The organism is Aeromonas sp. MdU4, assembly GCF_041929505.1.
GTDB lineage: Bacteria > Pseudomonadota > Gammaproteobacteria > Enterobacterales > Aeromonadaceae > Aeromonas.
On the sequence record NZ_JBHFMW010000004.1, the window covers coordinates 89,795 to 112,356 of the forward strand.

Below are 22,562 nucleotides of genomic sequence, written 5' to 3' on the forward strand. Positions count from 1 at the left end.
ATAATGAGTCAATCTGCAGTTACCGACCGTCCGGCCAGCTCTCCCAAGGGCTGGCTGAACCGTTTCCTCAATGGTGTCGAGAAAGCCGGGAACAAGTTACCCGACCCCGCCATGCTGTTCCTCTACGCCCTGCTGATCGTTTGGGTCGGCTCCTGGGTGTTGTCCCAATTCCAGTTCGATTTGGTCAATCCCCGTACTGGCGAAGCCGTAGTAGTCAACAACCTGCTGACCGGCGCCGGTCTGGCAGATTTTCTCTCCACCATGGTGACGACTTTCACCGGGTTTGCCCCCCTGGGTATCGTGCTGGTGGCCATGCTGGGAGTCGGGGTAGCCGAGCAGTCCGGTTTCATCAATACCGGTCTGAAAAAGCTGCTGAAAGTGACCCCGGCCCGTTTCCTCACCCCCATGTTGATCCTGGTGGCCATCGTCAGCCATACCGCAGCGGATGCGGGTTATGTGCTGGTGATCCCCATTGGCGGCATCATCTTCCACGCTGCGGGTCGCCATCCGCTGGCGGGGATTGCCGCTGCGTTTGCCGGTGTCTCCGGTGGCTTTGCCGCCAACTTCCTGCCATCCGGCGGTGATGCCTTGCTGCAGGGCTTTACCCAGTCTGCAGCCCAGATCCTTGACCCCGAGTACATGGTCAATACCCTATGCAACATCATCTTTACCGGTGCGTCCTCCCTGTTGATCATCTGCGTCGGCTGGTTCATCACCGAGAAGGTGGTGGAGCCCCGTCTCAAGCATGTCGCGCTCAACGATGATCTGGAAAGTGCCGACGAAATGGGCCGCTACACTGCTCAGGAGAGTCGAGCTTTCAACTGGGCCGGGTTTGCCATGCTGGCGGCCATCGTGCTGCTGGCGCTGGCGCTCTCCCCGAGCGATTCACCGCTGCGTGCTGCCGACGGTTCACTGACCACCTTTGCCGCTCCCGTGATGAAATCCATCGTGCCGCTGATCTTCCTGCTCTTTATTCTGCCCGGGATTGTCTACGGCTTCGTGGCGGGCAACTTCAAGAGCGGCAAGGATGTGATCGATGCCATGTCGGCCACCATGAACAAGATGGGATCCTACATGGTGATGGCCTTCTTCTGTGCGCTCTTCATCAAGGCGTTTGGCGATTCCAATCTGGGGACGCTGCTGGCGCTTTCCGGTGCCGAGGTGCTCCATGCGCTGGCATTGCCTGGTGAAATCACCATTGTCGGGATGATCCTGCTGACCGCCACCGTCAATCTGGTGGTGGGCTCAGCCTCCGCCAAGTGGGCGCTGATCAGCCCCATTTTGGTGCCGATGCTGATGGCGGTCGGGATCTCTCCCGAGTTGACCCAGGCAGCCTACCGGGTGGGGGATTCCGCCTCCAACATCATCACTCCGTTGATGGTCTTCTTCCCGCTGGTGGTGGTCTATTGCCAGCAGTATGTGAAGAGTACCGGGATCGGTACACTGGTCTCCATGATGCTGCCTTACTCGCTGGCCTTCCTGGTGAGCTGGACTATCTTCCTGCTGCTTTACTGGGCGCTTGGCTTCCCGCTCGGGTTGCAAGCACCGTATGTCTATCCGGCCCCCTAAACGGGGTATGCGAGGGAGCCTTGGGCTCCCTCGTTTTTTTCGTTATGGTGTCACCTCACTCTGGAGGTGCCATGAATCAGACCATCGACCTTATCCTTTCCCATCGCTCCATTCGCCAGTTCACTGCCGAGCCGATCACCTCGCCGCAACTGGATGCCATTCTGGCCGCCGCACAGTCGGCATCGAGTTCCAGTTTTTTGCAGGTGACCACTATTATTCGGGTGACCGAGCCTGAAGCTCGCAAGCAGCTGGCACAGCTGGCGGGCAATCAGCCATATGTTGAACAGGCGGCGGAGTTTCTGGTGTTTTGCGCCGACTACCATCGCCATAGCCAGATCGTGGCCGATGCCCAGACCGGTTATGTGGAGCAGTTGCTGCTCGGTGCCATTGATGGTGCCATCATGGGACAAAATGCCCTGCTGGCGGCCCAGTCGTTGGGGCTGGGGGGGGTCTATATCGGCGGTCTTCGCAACCATCCGGAAGAGGTGAGTGAGTTGCTTGGACTTCCCAAGCTGGTGATCCCGCTGTTTGGCCTCTGTCTCGGCCATCCGGCTCAGCAGCCGGAACAAAAACCCCGTTTGCCACGGGCAATGGTGGTGCATCAGGAGTGCTACCAAGCTGAGTTGGATCGTGAACAGTTGGCCCAATACGATCAGCAGATTCAGGCCTACTATCAGGCGCGCAGCAGCAACCAAAAACAGCAGACCTGGAGCGGCCAGATCCGCGCCATCCTGACTAAAGAGTCCCGTCCCTTTATGTTGGGCTTTCTGCAATCACGGGGCTTTAACCTTAAGTAATGGCTCTGATGGGCGATACTAAAGAGAAGTGATCAGCAAGGTTGCTTCTCTCTGATCCGGCAATCCCTCAAGATGAGGCGATCTGCTTCGCGACAAATCGTGGGCAGGGGCAGATATGCAGGCTACCTTAAGTGGATAAGCTGTTGTAGGATCACGCAATTGGATTGGGACAGGGGTTTGAACATCCTATGATTTTAACTTTGGTATTGCTGTCTATTGGCGCACTCCTGTTTTTGGTTATCGCCTATAACGTGGTGCAGCAATATAAACAGAAGGCAGAGTCGGACAAACGCCATGCGGTTGCCAGACATAAAACGGTGGTTGACGAGACCGAAGAGGTGCTGCTGAACGTCAATCTGGTGCCCTTTTCCAAAAATATGGTGCTACTGCTGCAGCACCGGATCCTCGATGCCTACCGTGCCATTGCGCAGGTGATGCCCAATAACCAGATCAAACAGCGCATTGCCGATGTGCAGAGCCAGATAAAAAACGTCCAGGAAAACTACAGTGCGCAGGACGAAGGGCATTTCAAGACTCCTGAATCAGATCGTCAGGCGATCCAGATGTTGCAACTGGTCAAGAAGCTGCGTGCAGTGCTGCGTGTTGAACATAACAAGGGCAAAATTGACCCGCAAGGATTTGCTCAAGAGGAGCGGCGACTCGAGTTGATGCAGCTCAAAATCAATATCTCCAATCTGGTCAAACGGGCGATGGATGCCCAGATCCAGGGGCAGTACGGTACTTGCCGCCAGCTCTATACCAAGGGGCTCTCTGCCATGGCAAGTGTCAGTGACAAGGATCCCTATCTGATGGCCCGTGAAGAAGATATGCGACAGGGGCTCAAAGCACTCGACGAATTGCAGCAGCAAAACAGTGCGCAGGATCTGCAAAATATCAAGGATAAGGAAGCCGACGAGCTTGATGTCCTGTTCCAACCCAAGAAGAAATGGTAAGCATGCCTCATCCACTCGATTCCACACTGGGGCCAATGGCCCCATTTGTTTCTCAACTGTTGGCCAAACTGGCCGCCACTGGCATCACAATTTCCCAGCCTACGGTCGATCACCTCTGTTATCGGGCGGCCACCTTGCCGGAGTACCGCGCGCTATGCGCCGTGCTGGCTGAGGCGGGCACCTTGCTGGTGGAGGGGATGATCGGCGGTCGTCCCATCGCTACTTATCAGCTGCATCAGCCGGTAGAGGCCGGAGCGGTACGGGTTCCCTGTATCGAGCTGGCGGCCCCGAAGCCAGGTCGCGTTCATCAGGCAGGGCTGGAGCATATCGAGCTGGTGGTCTCCTCGCTTGCGGATCTGGTGGCGTGTCACCCCGAGCTGCCGTTCAAAACTGGTAACATGCGAGATAGTCGCAATCCTGATGTCGCGCTGATGTTGCCCTCAGGCCAGATCAAGTTTCACCTGCGCCCGCTGGCCGACGTGATCGCCGAAGAGGTGGCTACTGGCGCAGTGGTGGCGGTGCCTGCGGATTATTTCGAGCAGGATTGATTTTGCGCACAATGCAGTGCGAGTCTGACAGGCTCTTGAATAACGCAGTAAAAGGGTCACCAGTGTGACCCTTTTGCTATTTTGTTGTCTGGCGATGAGTTAGTGATGGCTTGGTTGGTGAGCATGCTTGCCTGATTTTATTAGCCATGCCGATGTGGTTGATGCGCGGGGAGTTGAGATTCAGCCTGCAGCTTGAGGCGGCCGAGCCAGATACCGAGACCTGCAGTCAACACCAGCACCAACTCGATCCCTACTACCAGACCGCCCACTCCTCCCTGTTCCCAGAAGGGGTGGAGGTAGAGTCCGCCCAGACTGGCGCCCAGATAGTAGGCCACCAGATAGAGAGAGGAGGCGAGCGCCCTATTGTGTTCGACATGATGGCCAACCCAGGCACTGGCACAGGCGTGCGCCAGGAAAAAACCGAAGCTGGAGATAAGCAAACCGCTCAGGATCCCGGGCAGACTTCCCTGTAGTAGCCACAGACTTCCCAGCGCTATCAGCGCGATCCCGACGAGCAGCATGCGCTGTGCTCCCCAGCGATTGGCAAGACGACCGCTCAGGGAGGAGGCGACCGTACCCGAGAGGTATGTGAGAAAGAGCATGCCGAGCCACTGGGTCGGCAGTGAGAAAGGTGGCTTGGCCAGCAGGAAGGTGAGGTAGCTGAACTGGTTGAGAAATACCATGAAGTTGAGACCGCCAATCAGATAGGCACCCATGAGCAGCGGGTTGGTCAGATGGCCACGCAGAGCGTTGCCAAACTGCCCTCGCGCCGGGGTAACTGCGACGAAGCAGGCTTGTTTCGGTAATAGCCAGAAGACCAGTGGCAGCAGCAACAGGCTGATCAGGCCGATACCAAGAAACGTGTGCTGCCAGTCGCCAAACCAGCCTGCCAGCAGCCCACCCACGACTCTGCCCGCAATACCACCGAGGGAGTTGGCGGCAATATAGACCCCTACCGCCGAGAGCAGCGCCCGTTTGCTGAACTCCTCTCCCATATAGGCGATGGCGGTGGCGGGCAGCCCGGCCAGCAGCGCACCCTGTACAATACGCAGCAGCAGCAGGGTGCTAAACTGTTCGACCTGCGGGATCAGCAGCGAGAGCAGGATTGCCAAGGTCAACGTGCCCAGCATGACCTGACGACGGCCATGGCGATCTGCCAGCCTGGCGCAAAATAGCAGTGATGCGGCCAGCCCTGCGGTACATCCTGCGAGGGTCCAGCTGGCTGCAAGGGAGTTGACGGAAAATACCTTGGCGATCAGGGGTAATAAAGGGTGAGTCTGATAGAGATTCAGAAACACCAGAAAAGATCCCAGGCTGAGGGCCAGGGTTGCGCGTATCCACTCGCGGCTACCGACTTCAATCATGCGTATTGTCCTGACCACTTTTAGTCAGGGTAGGGCTCTTGCACCCATAAATATAATATATTTAAGTTATCCATCTCATAAGATGAATTGATATATGGACCTGAAACAGCTCACTTATCTGCTGGCGGTCAGAGATGCCGGTTCGTTTACCAAGGCCGCCAGCAGCCTGCACGTAGCCCAGCCCGCCATCAGTATGGCCATCGCCAAGCTGGAGCAGCAGCTTGAATTGCGGCTGTTCGATCGTCAGGACCGAGCGGTACGGTTGACCCCGGAGGGGGAGGTGCTCTGTCGGCATGCCGATCGCCTGTTGCTGCAGATGCACCAGGCAGAAGCGGAGATGGCCGAGCTCAAGGGACTGGAGCGAGGCGAGGTGCGGATCGGGATCCCCTACATGATGGGTTCTTACTATTTTCCTCCTCGCCTGATGGCCTTCAAGCACCGTTATCCCGGGCTCAAGATCCGGGTAGAGGAGGCAGGCACTCGCGAGTTGCTCAGCCGGATTGTGGATGGAGCCCTTGATCTTGCCATTCTGATCACCAGTGATCTGCCGCCGGCCATAGAAGGGGTGCCTCTGCTGAACGAAGAGATGCTGATGGTGGTGGGGGAAGATCACCCGTTGCGTAATGAATCGTCGGTGACTCTTTCGCAGTTTTTCAGTCAAGAGTTGGCGTTGTTTCGCCGCGGTTTTTATCACCGGGAGCATATGGAAGCGTTGGCACAAACGCTGGGGATTGAGCTGAATATCGCCTTCGAGAGCAATCTTATCCCTCTGCTCAAAGCGGTGGTGCGGCAAGGTTTTGCTGTGACAACTTTCTTGCGCATGGTGCTGGAAGAGGAGCCGGATCTGAGCGGTGTGCCTTTTGACCCGCCTATTAATCTCGATCTTTGCGTGGCGTGGCGGCGAGGCGATCCGCTCTCCATGGCCAATCGTGCTCTGCGTGATTTTTTGCTAATGGACCGCCCAACTTGATGGGGACGGGACCGCACCTGAAAGTTTGTTACTATTAATGGTGGGTTCGCTTGAGGGTTACGCCATGAAACTGCAGCAGTTGCGTTATATCGTCGAAGTGGCCAATCACAGGCTGAATCTGTCGGCCACCGCCGAAAGCCTCTATACCTCCCAGCCCGGGATCAGCAAACAGGTGCGGATGCTGGAGGATGAGCTGGGGATCCAGATCTTCGAGCGAAGCGGTAAACACCTGACCCAGATCACCCCCATTGGTCGGGATGTGATCAAGGTGGCGACCGAGGTGTTGGACAAGGTCGCTACCATCAAAGTCATGGCCAAACAGCATGTTCATCCGGAGCAGGGAACCCTCACCATTGCCGCCACCCACCTGCAGGCTCGCTATATTCTGCCCGCCATTATCAAGAGCTTCATGTCTCGCTTTCCCAAAGTTGCCGTGACGGTGAGGCAGGGGAGTGCAGCGCAGTGCCGTGCAGCCGTTCATGATGGTGTTGCCGATCTGCTGCTTGCCGATGCTCGGGAGGAGGGGGGCGATCTGCTGATGCTCCCCAGTTTCCAGTGGCAGCGGGGCTTGGTGATGCCAAAGAGTCATCCGCTGGCGGTCACCTCATCACTCACGCAGGCCGAATTGGCCAATTATGCTCTGGTGACGGATGGCGGCCCACTCGCTCTTGCCCATGACGAGGTCGGGGCCCATGCCGAGCGGCGGATCGCCTGCTGTGCAAGTGATAGCGATGTGCTCAAGACCTATGTCAGACAAGGGCTGGGGATCGGGGTGATGGCCATGTTGGCCTGGGAGCCAGAGCGTGATGCCGATCTGATCACTAAAACGGTGTCCTGGTTACCTGGCGGAGTGGCGGCTATCGGGCTGCGCAGAGGTACGTTTTTATGTGCATATCTCTACGATTTTATCGAGCGGCTCGCCCCGCAACTGACCCGCGAGCGAGTTGAACAGTGCTGCTCTGCACGTTCTAGTGAAGAGTTGGATCAGTTGCTGGCTAATCAGAGCGTGTTACAGCGATAACCATTAGCCGGTTTGCCATGACAATAAAAAACGCCTCCAACAGGAGGCGTTTGACTATCTGATATTGGGTCGTTCAGGCTCACTTCTTCAGCATGTGATCCAGCTTGCTGGCCTTGGTCGACAGATAAAATTCGTTGTGAGGGTTGCGCCCTTCCTGCAGCGGTACCCGTTCAGCGACCGGAATACCGAAGGATTCCATTGCTTTCATCTTGCGCGGGTTGTTGGTCATTAAGCGTAAGGTTTTGACCTCGAGCTGCTTGAGCATGTCGGCGCAGATAGTGTAATCCCGCATATCCGCGGCAAAGCCGAGGGCTACGTTGGCTTCAACGGTATCGGCCCCCTGATCCTGAAGGTGGTAAGCGCGGATCTTGTTGAGCAAGCCGATGCCTCGGCCCTCTTGACGCACATACAACAAGACACCACGGCCAGTTTTGGCGATGTTTTCCATGGCGGCCTGTAACTGGAAACCACAGTCACAACGCAGGCTGAACAGGGCGTCGCCGGTCAGGCACTCAGAGTGGATGCGACCCAGCACTGGGGCATCGCCGGTAATGTCGCCCATTACCAGTGCGGCGTGATCCTTGCCTGTGCCGGTTTCCTGAAAACCTACCAGCGTGAAAGTGCCCCAGGGGGTTGGCAATTTGGATTTGGCCACGAGGGTAACGCTGCTCATAGGTTGCTCCTTACTACTAACAGCTCAAAAAAAGGGAGTCAGTTTAGCGCGCCTTGTCAGGAACGACCATAAGAACAAGTCCCTGCAATGCTTAATGAAATTCCAAAATGAGAGGCAAGTACTCATCCAAGCAGTGGTTTTGGACTTTATGTGTGGATTGATGACTGCCAGGCTCATCACATTCGGGTATAATCGGCGCCCATTAAACCGCTCCCAGGAGCGGGAGCAACATTGTGCAGGAGAGAAGTTATGCCTCAGATGGCCCCCGTAATGACAATTGATGGCCCCAGTGGTGCAGGTAAAGGCACCTTGTGTCAGCTGCTTGCCGATAAGCTGGGTTGGCACTTGCTGGACTCGGGCGCTATCTATCGGGTGTTGTCCCTGGCCGCCCTCCATCACAATGTCGAGCTGGACAGTGAAGCGTCACTGGTGCCGCTGGCCGCTAACCTGGATGTGCAATTCCAGGTTGAGGGTGAGCAGGTCAAAGTGATCCTGGAAGGGGAAGATGTTTCGCGCACTATCCGTACCGAAGAGGTAGGTAATGCCGCCAGTAAAATCGCCGCGTTTCCCCGGGTGCGTGAAGCCTTGCTGCGCCGTCAGCGGGCATTTCGTCAGGCACCGGGTCTGATCGCTGATGGCCGCGACATGGGAACTGTGGTTTTTCCCGAAGCCGAGGTGAAGATTTTCCTCGACGCTAGTGCCGAAGAACGGGCCCAGCGCCGCTATAAGCAGTTGCAAGATAAGGGCTTTGATGTTAACTTTGAGCGTCTTTTAACCGAGATTCGGGAACGTGACGATCGCGACAGAAATCGCGCTACGGCACCCCTGAAACCGGCAGAAGATGCTCTGGTGGTAGACTCTACCGCCATGACCATAGATGAAGTGCTGGCAACGGTGCTCGCCTATGCAGAGCAACAACTTGGTGATGCCAGCGCAAGCTGACATCCGGTCGTCTGCACCAAGGATGGCGCAGATTATTTAAAACAGCCCCGCTTGTGCCGGATTGCAAGTGGATGTTTCATTTGTGACATAAACAATGATCGAATCTTTTGCTCAACTCTTTGAAGAGTCCCTGAACGCCGTTGAAACCCGTCAAGGTTCCATCGTCAAGGGTACTGTCGTTGCTATCGAGAACGGTTTTGTACTGGTTGACGCCGGTCTGAAATCTGAGTCTGCTATTCCGGCTGAAGAATTCAAGAACGCCATGGGCGAACTGGAAATCAACGTCGGCGACACCGTTGACGTGGCTCTGGACTCTATCGAAGATGGTTTCGGCGAAACCAAGCTGTCCCGCGAAAAAGCCAAGCGCCACGAAGCCTGGCTGCAGCTTGAGAAGGCATACGAAGAGCAAGCTACCGTTATCGGTATCATCAACGGCAAGGTCAAGGGTGGTTTCACCGTTGAACTGAACGGCATCCGTGCCTTCCTGCCGGGTTCTCTGGTTGACGTGCGTCCGATCCGTGACACCGCTCACCTGGAAAACAAAGAACTCGAGTTCAAAGTCATCAAGCTGGACCAGAAGCGCAACAACGTTGTTGTTTCCCGTCGTGCCGTGATCGAGACCGAGAACACCTCCGAGCGTGAAAGCCTGCTGGCTAACCTGCAAGAAGGTCAAGAAGTTAAGGGTATCGTCAAGAACCTGACCGACTACGGTGCATTCGTAGATCTGGGCGGTGTTGACGGCCTGCTGCACATCACCGACATGGCGTGGAAGCGCGTTAAGCATCCTTCCGAAATCGTCAACGTTGGCGACGAGATCGCAGTCAAGGTTCTGAAGTTCGACCGCGAGCGTACCCGTGTATCCCTGGGTCTGAAGCAGCTGGGCGAAGATCCCTGGGTTGCTATCGCCAAGCGTTACCCGGAGACCACCCGTCTGTCTGGCCGCGTGACCAACCTCACCGACTACGGCTGCTTCGTTGAAATCGAAGAAGGCGTTGAAGGCCTGGTACACGTATCCGAGATGGATTGGACCAACAAGAACATCCACCCGTCCAAAGTTGTTAACGTTGGCGACGTGGTTGACGTGATGGTTCTGGACATCGACGAAGAGCGTCGTCGTATCTCCCTGGGTCTGAAGCAGTGCAAATCCAACCCGTGGCAGCTGTTTGCCGAAACTCACGCCAAAGGCGACCGTGTTTCCGGCAAGATCAAGTCCATCACTGACTTCGGTATCTTCATCGGTCTGGATGGCGGCATCGACGGCCTGGTTCACCTGTCTGACATCTCCTGGAACAACCAGGGCGAAGAAGCCGTGCGTGAATTCAAGAAAGGCGACGAGATCGAAGCCGTTGTTCTGCAAGTGGATCCGGAGCGTGAGCGCATCTCCCTGGGTGTCAAGCAGATCGAAGAAGACCCGTTCAACAAGTACCTGGCTGACAACAAGAAAGGTGCTATTGTGAAGGGTAAGGTTACCGAGGTTGATGCCAAAGGTGCCGTTATCGAACTGGCTGATGGCGTAGAAGGCTACCTGCGTGCCTCCGACGCTGCTCGTGACCGTGTAGAAGACGCCACTCTGGTGCTGTCTGTTGGTGACGAAGTTGAAGCTAAATTCATGGGCGTTGATCGTAAGAACCGCACCGTAAGCCTGTCTGTCCGTGCTAAGGACGAGGCTGATGAGCGTGTTGCTATCGATAGCCTGAACCAACAAGAAGAAGTTGTGTTCAGCAATGCTATGATGGAAGCATTCAAAGCCGCCAAGGGTGAGTAATCCTTGATGCATGAAAAGGGCGGCATTGCGCCGCCCTTTTTTATCCTGGCAAAATGACTATTGCATGTGATCGGGGAAGGAGATTTAACGTTATGACCAAATCAGATCTCATCGAACAACTGGCATCCAGCCGCATGCATATGCCGGCCAAGGATGTCGAAGCCGCCATCAAGGAGATCCTTGAACAGATGGCGTCGACCTTGCAAAACGGCGACCGGATTGAAATCCGTGGATTTGGCAGTTTTTCACTGCACTATCGTGCGCCCCGCGTGGGACGCAACCCCAAAACTGGGGACAAGGTTGAACTGACCGGGAAATATGTCCCGCACTTCAAACCTGGCAAAGAGTTACGCGAGCGCGTCAACATCATTGAATAATGCAGAAATGGGCATACCTGAGGTATGCCTTTTTTGTTTTTGGCCCAGATTCCTGTGCCAATCGTCTTGTTTCTTAAACTCTTTTCCCATTCACTCTAGAGTCTGCCTGCGATTTTAAGGATAATCAGCCTCTCATTAGATACTGACAGGGAGCTCTTATGAAGCGTATCTTGGCCCTCATTCCGCTGGTGCTGGTGTTTATTTTGACCTTGGCGCTTGGCTCGCAAAATGGCCAGCTGGTTCAGTTCAATTACCTGATCGCTCAGGGCGAATTCTCTCTTGCCATGTTGCTGGGCTTTTTCTTTGCTGGTGGTTTTCTGCTGGGGTGGCTGGTATTTGGCTTGCTGTTCCTGCGCCTGAAAATGCAGAACCGCACTCTCAATCGCACCATGCGTCGTCAATCCCGCGAGTTGGAGCTGGCCCGGTCGACGGGTAAGGAATAATGTTCCTCAATGCTTGAACTGCTTTTCCTGCTGTTGCCCATTGCCGCCGGTTATGGCTGGTACATGGGGCGCAGGAGTGTTCGCCAGGACACCCAGAAACAGAGTAACCAGTTTTCCCGCCAGTATGTGGCGGGCCTCAACTATTTGCTGTCCGATGAATCAGACAAGGCGGTGGATCTCTTTATCCAACTGCTGGAAGTGGACAGTGAAACCATCGAAACCCATCTCTCTCTCGGCAACCTTTTTCGCCAGCGTGGCGAGGTAGATAGAGCCATCAAGATCCACCAGAACCTGGTGACCCGCCAGTTGACCCGTGAGCAGCGTCAGCTTGCGTTGCAGGAGTTAGCTCGCGATTTTCTTGCCGCTGGTTTGCTGGACCGGGCCGAAGCGCTCTGGAACGAGCTGTGCGAAGACAGTGACTTCGAAGAGACTGCGCTGGCTCAGTTGTTGATCATCCATCAGCAACTGCGAGATTGGGACAAGGCCATCGATGTGGCGGTTCGTCTGCAAAAATTTCAGGGCAAGAAGCTGGCCGATCCCATTTCTCACTTCTATTGCGAGCAAGCCGAGATCGCGCTGCGTGAGAGTAAAAAAGCAGAGGGAGTTGCCAAACTAAAGCGCGCCCTCAGCGTCAACTCTGGCTGTGCCCGTGCCAGCCTGCGCTTGGCTGAGCTTGCGATTGAAGCTGGTGAGTATGAGCAGGCGAGCAAGGAGCTGCTGCGGGTATTCGAGCAGGATATCGATTTTGCCTCCGAAGCGATGCCAAAGTTACTTGAGTGCTACCAGCAGTTGGGGCGCACTCACGCCCTGATCCCGTTGCTCGAAAAAGCAGTGGAGGATCATGCTGGCGTGACGGTCACACTGGCACTGGCCAAGCTGGTCGAGGAGCGTGATGGCCTGAGCCACGCTCGAGCCTTGGTGCTGCGCCAGCTGCGCCGCCACCCCTCGATGAAGGGGTTCTATCAGCTGGTCGGTTTTCAGCTGGCCAGTGCGGAGGAGGGGCCAGCCAAGGAGAGTCTCGAACTGTTGCAACAGCTGGTTGGCGAACAGATCAAAATCAAGTCAACCCACAAGTGTCGGCAGTGTGGCTTTGCCACTCACTCGCTGTTCTGGCAGTGCCCATCTTGCCGGCAGTGGGGTTCCATCAAGCCGATCCGTGGTCTGGACGGTGAATAACCATCAATAGGAAGTGAGATGCAAGATCCCAAAGTACTGGTAGCGCTGGATTATCAGCACGAGGCAGATGCCTTGGCGTTCGTTGAACGTATTTCTCCGGCCGAGTGTCGTCTCAAGGTTGGCAAGGAGATGTTTACTCTGTTTGGCCCACAGTTTGTCCGTCAGCTGGTTGCCAAGGGATTTGATGTCTTTCTGGATCTGAAATTTCACGACATTCCCAATACCGTAGCCAAGGCTGTCGCTGCCAGTGCCGAACTGGGAGTCTGGATGGTTAACGTGCATGCCAGCGGTGGCGAGCGGATGATGCGTGCAGCCAAAGAGGCTCTGCAGCCTTATGGCGACAAGGCGCCTCTGCTGATTGGGGTTACCGTGTTGACCAGCATGGAGCAAGCAGATATGGCGCCGCTTGGTCTGGATGTCAGCCCGGCTGAGCAGGTGATACGGTTGGCTACTTTGACCAAGACATCCGGTCTGGATGGGGTTGTCTGCTCTGCCAACGAGGCCCATGAGCTGAAAGCCTTGCTGGGCGCCGATTTCAAGTTGGTGACTCCGGGCATTCGCCCGACCGGTTCGGCGGCGGGCGATCAGCGCAGGGTGATGACACCCAAAGCCGCGGTCGAGGCCGGTTCCGATTATCTGGTTATCGGTCGCCCCATTACGCAGGCCGCTGATCCGGCTGCCATGTTGGCCAGCATCAATGCCGAGTTGGCTGTTGGTGCATAACAGGCCTATTCGCTGATACGCGGAGCAGGCCGAGCAACAGGCCAGCTCCCGCACCAATCAGGTGAGACTCTATGTGTACTCTGGCATCGATCAGGGTAGCGATGGGGCTCTCACCTGCATTATGAAAATCCATTACCAGTTTAATAGTGACGCCTGCTAGCAGTAGCCAGCCGGATGTACGGCGGCCATGGCGGAGATCCTGCATGGCTCCCCAGACAAACAGACCATGCAGCGAGCCGGATAACCCCATATACCACTGGGTCTGTGGACACCACCACCAGATCCCGAGCCCTACTGCACACCAGAGCAACAGCATCAGCAGCGGCAGATGAGCCTGCCCCAGATAGTCGCTAAACAGACTATAGAGGATGGCCAAACCGCCCAGATTGAGCAGCAAGTGCCACAGATTGGTATGTGCCAGATTGCCTGTTATGATCCGCCACCCTTCGCCTTGTGCGATCAAGGTGCGATCGAAGGAGATCTGTACATTCGGTACAGTAAAAAAGAGTAGCAAGCTGGCGAGAGAGAGCGTGATAACCCAGAGCAATCCAGATTTGTCTGACAACATGGAACAGTCCAACGACAAGAAGAGTCGATACTGTACACGTTGCACTCGGGCCATCAAAGCCTGCCTGTGTGATTATATTGTGCCGATTGAAAACCGTACGCCTCTCTATATTCTGCAGCACCCGAATGAAGTGGCTCATCCCAAGGGGACTGCCGCTCTGTTGGAAGCCTCTTTGTTGCGGTGCGAAATTCATGTGGGGGAAGATTTCTCCCGCGATGAGTGGCTCAATGTGCTGCTGGCTGACCGATCCTGTCGCTATTATCTGCTCTGGCCGGATGACGATGCCATCTCGCTGGTCACCCTTCGTCAGCAGGTCGAAAATGAATCCCCAATCCGTACTGCTGTGGCGTTTATTCTGCTAGATGGCACCTGGCGCAAAGCCTATCGCATGTTGCAGAGCAACCCGGCGCTGGCCTGTTTGCCCCGTATCGGGATCGGTGCCATTGCCGGCCAGTATGCCATTCGCAAAAAACCGTTCCCCGATGCCCTCTCTACCATAGAAGCGGGTTATCACCTCTTGTCCCGGTGGGAGGGTGAGTCGGAGCGCTATGCGCCCTTGCTCACCCTGTTCAACCGGTTGAATACGCAGTGGCAGGACTTTGCCGAAGGCCGCCGCGTGTGACATTTCAAGGAGTTATCAAGATGAAGAAAGCAGTTGTCGTGTTCAGTGGTGGTCAGGACAGTACCACCTGTCTGGTGCAGGCATTGGCCCAGTATGACGAAGTACATGCCATCACATTCGATTATGGTCAGCGTCATCGGGAAGAGATCGAAACCGCTCGCCGCCTGGGGAGTGAGCTTGGGATCGCGGCCCACAAGGTGATGGATGTGACCTTGCTCAATGAGCTGGCGGTATCTGCCTTGACCCGTGACGATATTCCGGTCAGTTGTGAGTTGCAGGATAACGGCCTGCCCAACACCTTCGTGCCGGGCCGCAATATCCTGTTCCTGACGCTGGCCTCTATCTATGCCTATCAGGTTGGTGCCGAGGTGGTGATCACCGGTGTGTGCGAGACCGATTTCTCCGGTTATCCCGATTGCCGTGACGAGTTCGTCAAGGCCCTCAATCAGGCCGTTTCGCTGGGGCTGGGTCGCGGCATTCGTTTTGACACTCCGTTGATGTGGCTCGACAAGGCCGAGACCTGGGCGCTGGCCGATCACTATGGTCACCTCGATACGGTGCGCCAGCAGACCCTGACCTGTTACAACGGTATTGCCGGTGATGGTTGCGGCACTTGCCCGGCTTGCGAGCTGCGCAGCCGTGGTTTGAACAACTATCTGGCCGACAAGGTGGGCATCATGGCCAGGTTGTGTGAGAAAACCGGGCTGGGCAAGAAAAGCGCAGAGTGATCCTGCGTCTTGTGGTGGCTTGGGGTATAATCCCCGGCTTTTGCAACAAGCAGTGATCGAGATGCTTTACCCAATCAACGAGATATTCCAGACCATTCAGGGGGAGGGCATCTTTACCGGCCTTCCCGCTATTTTTGTTCGCATGCAGGGCTGCCCGGTTGGCTGCCCCTGGTGCGATACCCGTCATACCTGGGTTGTTGATCCGGCTCGTGAAGTGAATAGAGAAGCGGTGCTCGATAGCTCCAACGAATCCGATTGCTGGAGCAAGCTGAGCACCGAACAGATCATCGCCAGCTTTGCCGAGCTGGGTTATCAGGCTCGCCACGTGGTGATCACCGGTGGCGAGCCTTGTCTTTATGATCTGAACGCACTCTCGTCAGCGCTGTTGGCTGCGGGTTATCAGGTACAGATCGAAACCAGTGGCACCAGCGAGATCAAAACTCATGAGCGGACCTGGGTGACAGTTTCTCCCAAGATTGGCATGAAAGGTGGGTTGCCGGTGCTGCTCTCTGCACTTGAGCGGGCCAATGAGATCAAGCACCCAGTGGCAACGGAACATCATATCGAAGAGTTGGATACCCTGTTAGCCACGGCTCGCCTGCGTCCGGATGTTGTGATCGCATTGCAGCCTATCAGCCAGAAACCTCGCGCTACCCAGTTGGCGATGGAAACCTGCATTGCCCGTAATTGGCGACTCTCTATCCAGACCCATAAATATCTGGATATCGATTAATATGGACTGGTTATCTGATGAGCAAGTGTTGCTCACACTGACCAACAAAATGCCTTATGGTAAATATCAGGGACGCCGCATCATCGATATTCCCGAGCCCTATCTGGTGTGGATGGCGCGCAATGGTTTTCCTGCGGGTAAATTGGGTCAGACATTGGCTCTTGCATACGAGATCAAGCTTAACGGGCTGGAGTCCATGATTATTCCCATTATTAACAGGATGTCAGAATGAGAATATATACCCGGCAGGGTGACAAGGGGATGACCCGTTTGGCGGATGGTATCCGTTTGGCCAAGGATGATTTGCGGGTTGAAACCTATGGCTATATTGATGAACTCAACTCTCATATAGGTCTGCTGATTTGCGAGATCCCGCAGCAAGAAGCCGGTTTATTGGCTGATTTGCACCTATTGCAACAGGAGTTGTTTGATTTGGGAGGCGAACTGGCATTTTCCAATGCAGCCCAAAATGAGTCAATGTGGCAAGTTAATTCAACCTGGACGAGTCGGCTTGAACAGCAGATAGATCGTTATAGCGAGTCATTGCCACCGCTACGCCAATTCATATTACCCGGTGGCTCCCGTGCAGCGGCGCAAGCGCATGTGGTACGTACCCTGGTGCGTCATTGCGAGCGTTTGTTGCTGGCATTGAGCCGGGAAGAGCGGGTCAATCCCGAGGTGCTGCCCTATCTGAACCGGATGAGTGACTGGTTCTTTACCGTTGCCCGCTATCTCATCTGCGTGGCAGGGGGGCGTGAAGTGCTGTGGGTCAAGGCAGCTGATCGCCAGCAATCGGTTATCTGATATTTCACGTTTAACCGGCAATAAAAAACCTCGCCAAGGCGAGGTTTTTTATTGGCAAAGCAAGTGGGATCAGATTGCAAAATCTTCCAGAGATTTGCCTTCTGCTACCGCGCTGGCTATTGCGGAGGGCATCCGACCCTGACCGGTCCAGGTTTTCTCTACGCCATTATCCTGATAGCGATATTTGGCGGGGCGGGGGGCCCGTTTGGTTTTTTCGGATTTGGTCGGGGCAGTGGATACCGCATTGACCAATTCAGCAGGGTCAATACCGGCTGCTTTCAGCATTTCGCTATATTCGTTAATTTTCCGCAGATGTTCTTCACGGGCCTGGCGCTCAGCGGCTTCATCCTGCTGACGTTCGGCAACGATAGCGGTTAGTTTTTCCAGCGCTTCTTCCAGTTGTTCCAGAGAAAGTTCGCGGCAGGTTGCCCGCAGACTGCGGACATTAAGCAGAACCTTTAAAAATTCATTCATAGTATTTACCACGTCGACTCAAAGGAAAATATGAAGTTCACAATGATTCTTACTTGGCAGTTTAAATAAGTCAAGTAGCTCAAAATATTATATTGAGGGAGAGATGAACGTTGTGAATATTACACGAGCGGGTCACCATTCACATAAAGTGGATACCAATGAAACCTTGTTGGATGAAAATACCGCAGTGGTGAGAGAAGCTGCATCATTTGACTACCTTTTGTGGCACTTGATATGTTTATCATGACTATTTAATCAAAAAACTTGCTATAAGCTGCCAGCTGGATAAAATGTCTCGCGAATACCTTTAAGTAGAGGCGCGCTGCCTATGAGTATTTGTGCGGAGGGTGATGCCTGCGATGCACAAGGAAAGGAGTCAGCGCCGAAGTGGCCAGGCCATCATACCGGGCTGCTGGTTCTGCATCTAATAGGTGCAGGACTGCCATAGTCATCCACTATGGAGCGCTACCTGAAGGGGCTGAGGAGTATAACCTCCCCATAGGTTTTGTTTCTTTAGATCCTCTCGGTAGATCTCCACCTGTTTTCTTTAGGTGAAAAGAGATCATGGACATTAGTCATTTTGCCGACTCCGGTTGGTCCGTACTTCCCCCCTTACTTGCTGTCGCCCTGGCGATCCTGACTCGCCGCGTACTGTTGTCGCTTGGCGTTGGTATTGTTACCGGCAGTCTGCTGCTCAATCAGTTTTCGCCCCTCGAATCCCTGTATTACATGTTGAATACCGTGCTCAAGATCTTCTGGGTTGATGGCGCACTCAATCGTGACAACGTCAACATGATCCTGTTCATGCTGCTGCTGGGCGGCCTCATCAGCCTGATGAGCGTATCCGGCGCCACTCGCGCCTTTGCCGAGTGGGCAGCCAAGCGCGCCAGAACCCGCAAGGGTGCCAAAACCCTTACCGGCATGATGGTGTTTGCTTTCTTTATCGATGACTTCTTCCACAGTTTGTCGGTGGGCGCTATCTGCCGTCCGGTGACCGACCGCTTCCAGATCTCCCGCGCCAAGCTGGCCTATCTGCTGGACTCCACCGCAGCGCCAGTCTGCGTGCTGATGCCGATCTCCTCCTGGGGCGCCTACATCATTGCCCTGGTGGGGGGGATCATGGCGGCTCATGGTCTGACCGATCAGAGCCCCATTGCTGCGTTTGTCGAGATGATCCCGATGAACCTCTACGCTGTCTTTACCCTCATCATGGTGTTGGTGGTGATCGCGTTCCAGCTCGACATCGGCCCGATGCGCCAACACGAAGAGTGGGCGCTGGAAGGCAAGCTGTGGGACGAGTCCAAGGGGCGCCCCATCGGCTTGGATATGGAGAGCCCGGAGGAGAGCAATGGCGGCATGATTGACATGGTGCTGCCGATCCTGACCCTGACCGCTGCCACCATCTATTTCATGATCAATTCCGGTGCTGCGGTGCTGAGTGAGAAAGGGCTGCCGTTCAGCGTGCTCGGCTCGTTCGAAAACACCAATGTAGGTTCTTCGCTGGTCTATGGTGCAATCTGCAGCCTGGTTGTCTCCATCGGTCTGGCCATGCGCCTGAAGCTCGGTGCTCAAAACTGGATCAAGGCAGCTCCGCAAGGTGTCATGGCCATGTTGCCAGCAATCAACATCCTGTTGTTTGCCTGGACCATCGGTGCCGTGGTGCGCGACGTGGAGACCGGTAAGTACCTGGCTTCATTGGCTAACGGTAACCTGCCGATTGAAGTGCTGCCCGCCGTGGTCTTTATCCTTTCCTGTGCCATGGCGTTTGCTACCGGCACCAGCTGGGGCACTTTCGGTATCATGCTGCCGCTGGCCGGTGACATGGCTGCCGCCAGCGATATCAGCCTGATGTTGCCGATGCTGGCTGCAGTCCTGGCGGGTTCGGTGTTCGGTGATCACAGCTCGCCCATCTCCAGCACCAGCATCCTCTCTGCCACCGGCGCCGGTTGTCATCACATCGATCACGTGATGACCCAGTTGCCCTATGCGCTGGCCATCGCCTTTGGTGCCGCACTTGGTTATCTGGCCATGGGAATGCTGCACTCCGGTCTTGCTGGCTTTAGTGTTAGTGCCCTCTGGTTTGTGCTCTTTACCAGCTATCACCTGAAAAAGGCCAAAGCGCGGCCAGTTTTGGCAACCGCGTAACATTTATAGAGCAAGGGGCCCACGGGCCCCTTGGTTTTGTCAGGGGCTTTGGTTAGCATGCGCCCCATAAATTCAGTTTCGGAACAGTATCATGGCTTCACTGCACTACAAATTTGCCACCATGAATTCAGGCAAATCCACCCAGCTCATTCAGGCACACTTCAACTATCTGGAGCGGGGCATGCATCCTCTGGCGATGACGCCAGCCATCGATGACCGTTTCGGGGTCGGGGTGATCAGTGCCCGGGTTGGCCTGGAACTGAAGGTGGACGTGTTCAGCGACAGCTGTGATCTGTTTGAAATGGTGAAAGAGCGCCATGCAAAGAAACATATTGATGTCTTTATCGTGGACGAGGCCCAGTTCCTGACTCGTGAGCAGGTCTACCAGCTGGCCCGCATTGTTGATGAGCAGGATATTCCGGTAATGGCCTATGGCCTCAAGACCGATTTTCGCGGAGAGCTGTTCCCGGGCTCCTACCATCTGCTCTGTCTGGCCGACAAGTTTGAAGAGTTGAAGAGCATCTGCTGGTGCGGCAACAAGGCCCACATGAACTCCCGGGTCAACGAAGCGGGTCAGGTGATGCGTGATGGCGAACAGGTGGAGATCGGTGGCAACGATCGCTATGTGTCGCTTTGCCGCAAACACTATCTGGAAGGTCGGGCCTACAAGTAATCCGGCTGCGATATTTTAATAGTTGAGAAGGGCGCCAATCTGGCGCCCTTTGTTTTTTCCTGCTTGTTTCCCCACCTTGCTTCTCTGTGTTTCAGTCGATCTCGATATCCACCGGCGCAATGATGGGGTCGGCCACCGGCAGGCGTTGAAACAGCTGACGAAAATGGTGTTGTACCCGGCCGATATCCACCAGCGACATGCCGGAGGCAAAACCGAACCAGACATAGAGCCCGGTGAGGTCGCGAAACATTGGCGGCAGGTAGCGAGGGGCGGCAATCAGCCCCTCCAGATAGTGCTGATAGAGCACCGGAATGTCATCCAGCGTCACCTTGCCGACAAACAGCATTGGCAGGATCTCGGGCACACCTTCCAGCACTGCGCTGCGGATAAAGTTGACCGTCTCCACATAGCCCCTCACATAGGAGAGATCCTTGGTAAAGCAGGCACCGCCGCCCACCATGCCGCCACGAAAGACCCGCTGGGTGATCTTGTAGGCGTCGTGTTCACTGGTTCCCTGGCCCACAAAGTGCTGGAACACCTCGATAAAATCGGCGCCACGCTCGGCCATGTCGATGGCCATCACCCGATCAGAGATGCGCTTGGCCCGATCCGGAAAGGAGCTGAAGGTGAGCGTCTCAATCAATACTGCCAGTCCCTCCTGACAGGCGGTGATCCGCGGCGAACCGGCGCTCAGCCAGGTGGCATAAGGCTGTTGGCGGCCGTTGAGGGTGGTGCCGACATGGACCCACCCCTCGTGCACCTCCAGCACCTGCAAGTCCAGTTCGGAGAAACGGGCGTGGGAGTTGAGCTTGATGTAGTCGCCACCGGCTGCGGCGTCGGAGACGATGCCATCACTCAGTTTCACCTGCACTGTGCCGTCACTGAAGTAGCTCGACAGCTTGCCCTGCAATTTGGCTACCGCGGCTTCCCCTTCGAACTCCTTGGGGTAGGGGCGCACCAGATGGCGCGCGCCGGGCAGGGAGAAGATATCGCACAGCCGGGAGCCCAGCTCCTTGAGGGTTTTGCGATCCCCGCGCAAGTGATCGCTGGCTGAGCCGTAGAGCAGTTGGCTGTAACGTTGAAAGTCGCTCTGGCCGCGCTGGCGCAGCATCTCGATCACCACCATGTACTGATCGACTGTCTCTTGCAGGATCTGGCCGAGATCGTCCTGTGGCCCCAGTTTTCTGCGGATCCTGTCCCGCAGCTCCTTGAGCTCCAGATACTTGTTGCGCGGATCGAAGCCAAGGGGGAGGGCATCATAGAAGTACCTGTCGATAGCGGGCAGCTCTCTGCCACCGCTTGCCAGAAAACGCTCCTGTAGATGGCGTGGCCACTTGATGGCATCCAGAATGCGGATGGGTTTTTGCAATGCCAGCAGCTCATCCGAGAGTGATTTCAGATGAAGGCGATACTTTTCTTGGATGGTCATGGGGCCCCCTGTGGGGCAAGCGTCATCGTGGATTTGGCTGAGTATATGCATAGCGCTTGCCAAAAAGAAGCGAGCCGCATGGTTATCGGGTTGGCGTGCTTTTTGTTGCTGGCAAATTGGTTTAGACTGCGCCCCTTGATCCCAATCTTGTCGTGGAAATGATGAATATCCCCAGCTCCGAAATGATAATGCGTTGGTTGCAACAGGCTCGTATCGAGCACTATGTCTGCGATCAGTGTCACGGTATCCACATTGTCTCTTTGCAGTCGGTCGATGGTATTCAGGAGAGCCGGATCTTCGTGGAAGAGGAAGGTCTGCTGTTCTCCTCCGAGCTGGAAGTGCGCCCCTCCGCAATGCTGCCGCTGGTCGCCGAACTGGGCCGACTCAATATGCAGTACCCCTCCCTCAAGGTGTTCCTCGATATCATCGATGACAACCTGCCGCGGCTGGTTGTCGGCCACACCGTCTTTACCAAGGCCGGACTCAGCGTCGAGCAGTTCCTGCTGTTCGTGCAAAGTACCATCGCCGCCACCCACGAACTGGTTGCCGAATGCGAACGTTCCGGCTTCCTCAACCTGCCAGAAATCCAGGTCGCGCCGGAATCTGTGCATTAAGTGTTCGAACGGTTCGTCAGGTGAAAAAAGCCGTTGACGCGGGCGGGGCTTTCCCCTAAATTACGCCCCGTTCCAACGCAACAGCGCAGTGAACACCGTGTTGGCTGAACACGTTAAACCACAGACCAAAATTTGGTGAGGTGTCCGAGTGGCTGAAGGAGCACGCCTGGAAAGTGTGTATACGGCAACGTATCGAGGGTTCGAATCCCTCCCTCACCGCCAAATGATAAGCCCAAGCAATTGAATTGCTTGGGCTTTTTCTTTATGTGTGATTTTCGTTATGCCATCCACTATGCCATCTGATGTTGGCTGGTACGGAACTAACTTGTACCCTGTTGGACAGTCTAGCCTAGTCGATGCTTACCAAATGTGTGGAGATGGTAAGTTTTGTAGAGATTGTATACGAAGAAAAATTTTCTTTACTTACAAATCCATTTATAATGCTAGGCCA

General features: G+C 55.3%; 25 protein-coding genes, 1 tRNA gene and 1 riboswitch. Of the genes, 21 read left to right on the forward strand and 5 right to left on the reverse strand.

Going from position 1 to position 22,562, the window contains the following annotated elements; genetic code table 11:
- Nucleotides 1-3: 3 nt before the first annotated feature.
- From ACE1BR_RS02860 to ACE1BR_RS02875, 4 genes are all read left to right on the forward strand, one after another.
- Entirely contained in the window at nucleotides 4-1,569 is a 1,566-nt protein-coding gene (locus tag ACE1BR_RS02860) for an AbgT family transporter (RefSeq protein WP_374867443.1), read from the forward strand.
- A gap of 71 nt (nucleotides 1,570-1,640) precedes the next feature.
- Nucleotides 1,641-2,366 (forward strand): oxygen-insensitive NADPH nitroreductase, encoded by a 726-nt coding sequence (gene nfsA, locus ACE1BR_RS02865; protein ID WP_374867445.1) that lies wholly within the window; start codon nucleotides 1,641-1,643, stop codon nucleotides 2,364-2,366.
- 188 nt (nucleotides 2,367-2,554) lie between these two features.
- Nucleotides 2,555-3,319 (forward strand): DNA repair protein, encoded by a 765-nt coding sequence (locus ACE1BR_RS02870; RefSeq protein WP_374867447.1) that lies wholly within the window; start codon nucleotides 2,555-2,557, stop codon nucleotides 3,317-3,319.
- Nucleotides 3,313-3,867 carry a VOC family protein gene (locus ACE1BR_RS02875; protein ID WP_374867449.1) on the forward strand — a complete coding sequence of 185 codons (555 nt, stop codon included), beginning with the start codon at nucleotides 3,313-3,315 and terminating at the stop codon, nucleotides 3,865-3,867. Before ACE1BR_RS02870 ends, ACE1BR_RS02875 begins: the two co-directional genes overlap by 7 nt.
- Before the next feature lie 140 nt (nucleotides 3,868-4,007).
- On the opposite strand, the gene ACE1BR_RS02880 is transcribed toward ACE1BR_RS02875, so the two are convergent.
- Nucleotides 4,008-5,231: an MFS transporter gene (locus ACE1BR_RS02880; protein ID WP_374867451.1), complete on the reverse strand. Its 1,224-nt coding sequence runs from the start codon at nucleotides 5,229-5,231 to the stop codon at nucleotides 4,008-4,010.
- Between the two features lie 94 nt (nucleotides 5,232-5,325).
- Between ACE1BR_RS02880 and ACE1BR_RS02885 the strand changes: the two genes are divergently transcribed.
- Both ACE1BR_RS02885 and ACE1BR_RS02890 read left to right on the forward strand, forming a co-directional pair.
- On the forward strand, nucleotides 5,326-6,201 hold the full coding sequence (locus tag ACE1BR_RS02885; protein WP_374867453.1) for a LysR family transcriptional regulator: 876 nt from the start codon (nucleotides 5,326-5,328) through the stop codon (nucleotides 6,199-6,201).
- A 64-nt stretch (nucleotides 6,202-6,265) separates the two neighbouring features.
- On the forward strand, nucleotides 6,266-7,222 hold the full coding sequence (locus ACE1BR_RS02890) for a LysR substrate-binding domain-containing protein (RefSeq protein WP_374867455.1): 957 nt from the start codon (nucleotides 6,266-6,268) through the stop codon (nucleotides 7,220-7,222).
- Between the two features lie 79 nt (nucleotides 7,223-7,301).
- Here ACE1BR_RS02890 and ribA read toward each other — a convergent pair whose 3' ends face one another.
- Entirely contained in the window at nucleotides 7,302-7,895 is a 594-nt protein-coding gene (gene ribA, locus ACE1BR_RS02895) for a GTP cyclohydrolase II (RefSeq protein ID WP_374867457.1), read from the reverse strand.
- 249 nt (nucleotides 7,896-8,144) lie between these two features.
- Between ribA and cmk the strand changes: the two genes are divergently transcribed.
- From cmk to pyrF, 6 genes are all read left to right on the forward strand, one after another.
- Nucleotides 8,145-8,837: a (d)CMP kinase gene (gene cmk, locus ACE1BR_RS02900; protein WP_374867459.1), complete on the forward strand. Its 693-nt coding sequence runs from the start codon at nucleotides 8,145-8,147 to the stop codon at nucleotides 8,835-8,837.
- 94 nt (nucleotides 8,838-8,931) lie between these two features.
- Nucleotides 8,932-10,602 carry a 30S ribosomal protein S1 gene (gene rpsA / locus ACE1BR_RS02905; protein ID WP_042013223.1) on the forward strand — a complete coding sequence of 557 codons (1,671 nt, stop codon included), beginning with the start codon at nucleotides 8,932-8,934 and terminating at the stop codon, nucleotides 10,600-10,602.
- Between the two features lie 92 nt (nucleotides 10,603-10,694).
- Nucleotides 10,695-10,979 carry an integration host factor subunit beta gene (ihfB, locus tag ACE1BR_RS02910; protein ID WP_033136607.1) on the forward strand — a complete coding sequence of 95 codons (285 nt, stop codon included), beginning with the start codon at nucleotides 10,695-10,697 and terminating at the stop codon, nucleotides 10,977-10,979.
- A 158-nt stretch (nucleotides 10,980-11,137) separates the two neighbouring features.
- Nucleotides 11,138-11,422, forward strand: a complete 285-nt coding sequence (locus ACE1BR_RS02915) for a LapA family protein (RefSeq protein ID WP_374867461.1) — start codon at nucleotides 11,138-11,140, stop codon at nucleotides 11,420-11,422.
- A 9-nt stretch (nucleotides 11,423-11,431) separates the two neighbouring features.
- Nucleotides 11,432-12,598, forward strand: a complete 1,167-nt coding sequence (gene lapB, locus ACE1BR_RS02920) for a lipopolysaccharide assembly protein LapB (protein ID WP_374867463.1) — start codon at nucleotides 11,432-11,434, stop codon at nucleotides 12,596-12,598.
- A gap of 18 nt (nucleotides 12,599-12,616) precedes the next feature.
- Nucleotides 12,617-13,321 carry an orotidine-5'-phosphate decarboxylase gene (gene pyrF, locus ACE1BR_RS02925; protein ID WP_374867465.1) on the forward strand — a complete coding sequence of 235 codons (705 nt, stop codon included), beginning with the start codon at nucleotides 12,617-12,619 and terminating at the stop codon, nucleotides 13,319-13,321.
- On the opposite strand, the gene rrtA is transcribed toward pyrF, so the two are convergent.
- Nucleotides 13,293-13,889: a rhombosortase gene (gene rrtA, locus ACE1BR_RS02930; protein ID WP_374867467.1), complete on the reverse strand. Its 597-nt coding sequence runs from the start codon at nucleotides 13,887-13,889 to the stop codon at nucleotides 13,293-13,295. The two genes, pyrF and rrtA, sit on opposite strands and share 29 nt — an antisense overlap.
- On the opposite strand from rrtA, the gene ACE1BR_RS02935 reads away from it, so the two are divergent.
- The 5 genes from ACE1BR_RS02935 (at nucleotide 13,888) to ACE1BR_RS02955 (ending at nucleotide 16,776) form a co-directional block, all read left to right on the forward strand.
- The gene (locus ACE1BR_RS02935) at nucleotides 13,888-14,511 is read left to right on the forward strand and encodes a tRNA-uridine aminocarboxypropyltransferase (RefSeq protein WP_374867515.1); all 624 of its coding nucleotides are present in this window, start codon (nucleotides 13,888-13,890) and stop codon (nucleotides 14,509-14,511) included. The genes rrtA and ACE1BR_RS02935 overlap by 2 nt on opposite strands.
- 20 nt (nucleotides 14,512-14,531) lie before the next feature.
- Nucleotides 14,532-15,239 (forward strand): 7-cyano-7-deazaguanine synthase QueC, encoded by a 708-nt coding sequence (queC, locus tag ACE1BR_RS02940; protein ID WP_374867469.1) that lies wholly within the window; start codon nucleotides 14,532-14,534, stop codon nucleotides 15,237-15,239.
- Between the two features lie 61 nt (nucleotides 15,240-15,300).
- Entirely contained in the window at nucleotides 15,301-15,972 is a 672-nt protein-coding gene (queE, locus tag ACE1BR_RS02945; RefSeq protein WP_374867471.1) for a 7-carboxy-7-deazaguanine synthase QueE, read from the forward strand.
- Nucleotide 15,973: 1 nt separating this feature from the next.
- Nucleotides 15,974-16,204 carry a DUF3820 family protein gene (locus ACE1BR_RS02950; RefSeq protein WP_374867473.1) on the forward strand — a complete coding sequence of 77 codons (231 nt, stop codon included), beginning with the start codon at nucleotides 15,974-15,976 and terminating at the stop codon, nucleotides 16,202-16,204.
- Nucleotides 16,201-16,776, forward strand: a complete 576-nt coding sequence (locus ACE1BR_RS02955; RefSeq protein WP_374867475.1) for a cob(I)yrinic acid a,c-diamide adenosyltransferase — start codon at nucleotides 16,201-16,203, stop codon at nucleotides 16,774-16,776. The genes ACE1BR_RS02950 and ACE1BR_RS02955 overlap by 4 nt, the downstream gene beginning before the upstream one ends.
- A gap of 69 nt (nucleotides 16,777-16,845) precedes the next feature.
- Here the strand turns inward: ACE1BR_RS02955 and ACE1BR_RS02960 are convergent, their stop codons facing one another.
- Nucleotides 16,846-17,250, reverse strand: a complete 405-nt coding sequence (locus ACE1BR_RS02960) for an H-NS family nucleoid-associated regulatory protein (protein WP_374867477.1) — start codon at nucleotides 17,248-17,250, stop codon at nucleotides 16,846-16,848.
- 304 nt (nucleotides 17,251-17,554) lie between these two features.
- Nucleotides 17,555-17,726, forward strand: a riboswitch (Lysine riboswitch).
- Between the two features lie 88 nt (nucleotides 17,727-17,814).
- On the opposite strand from ACE1BR_RS02960, the gene ACE1BR_RS02965 reads away from it, so the two are divergent.
- Both ACE1BR_RS02965 and ACE1BR_RS02970 read left to right on the forward strand, forming a co-directional pair.
- Nucleotides 17,815-19,395 (forward strand): Na+/H+ antiporter NhaC family protein, encoded by a 1,581-nt coding sequence (locus ACE1BR_RS02965; protein ID WP_374867479.1) that lies wholly within the window; start codon nucleotides 17,815-17,817, stop codon nucleotides 19,393-19,395.
- A gap of 91 nt (nucleotides 19,396-19,486) precedes the next feature.
- Entirely contained in the window at nucleotides 19,487-20,068 is a 582-nt protein-coding gene (locus ACE1BR_RS02970) for a thymidine kinase (RefSeq protein ID WP_005337121.1), read from the forward strand.
- A 91-nt stretch (nucleotides 20,069-20,159) separates the two neighbouring features.
- On the opposite strand, the gene ACE1BR_RS02975 is transcribed toward ACE1BR_RS02970, so the two are convergent.
- Nucleotides 20,160-21,497, reverse strand: coding sequence for a flavohemoglobin expression-modulating QEGLA motif protein (locus ACE1BR_RS02975; protein WP_374867481.1), 1,338 nt, complete (start codon nucleotides 21,495-21,497; stop codon nucleotides 20,160-20,162).
- Nucleotides 21,498-21,655: 158 nt separating this feature from the next.
- Between ACE1BR_RS02975 and ACE1BR_RS02980 the strand changes: the two genes are divergently transcribed.
- Nucleotides 21,656-22,111, forward strand: a complete 456-nt coding sequence (locus ACE1BR_RS02980; RefSeq protein WP_005337119.1) for a YbjN domain-containing protein — start codon at nucleotides 21,656-21,658, stop codon at nucleotides 22,109-22,111.
- 134 nt (nucleotides 22,112-22,245) lie between these two features.
- Nucleotides 22,246-22,333 (forward strand) — tRNA-Ser (locus ACE1BR_RS02985).
- The last annotated feature ends 229 nt before the right edge of the window (nucleotides 22,334-22,562 follow it).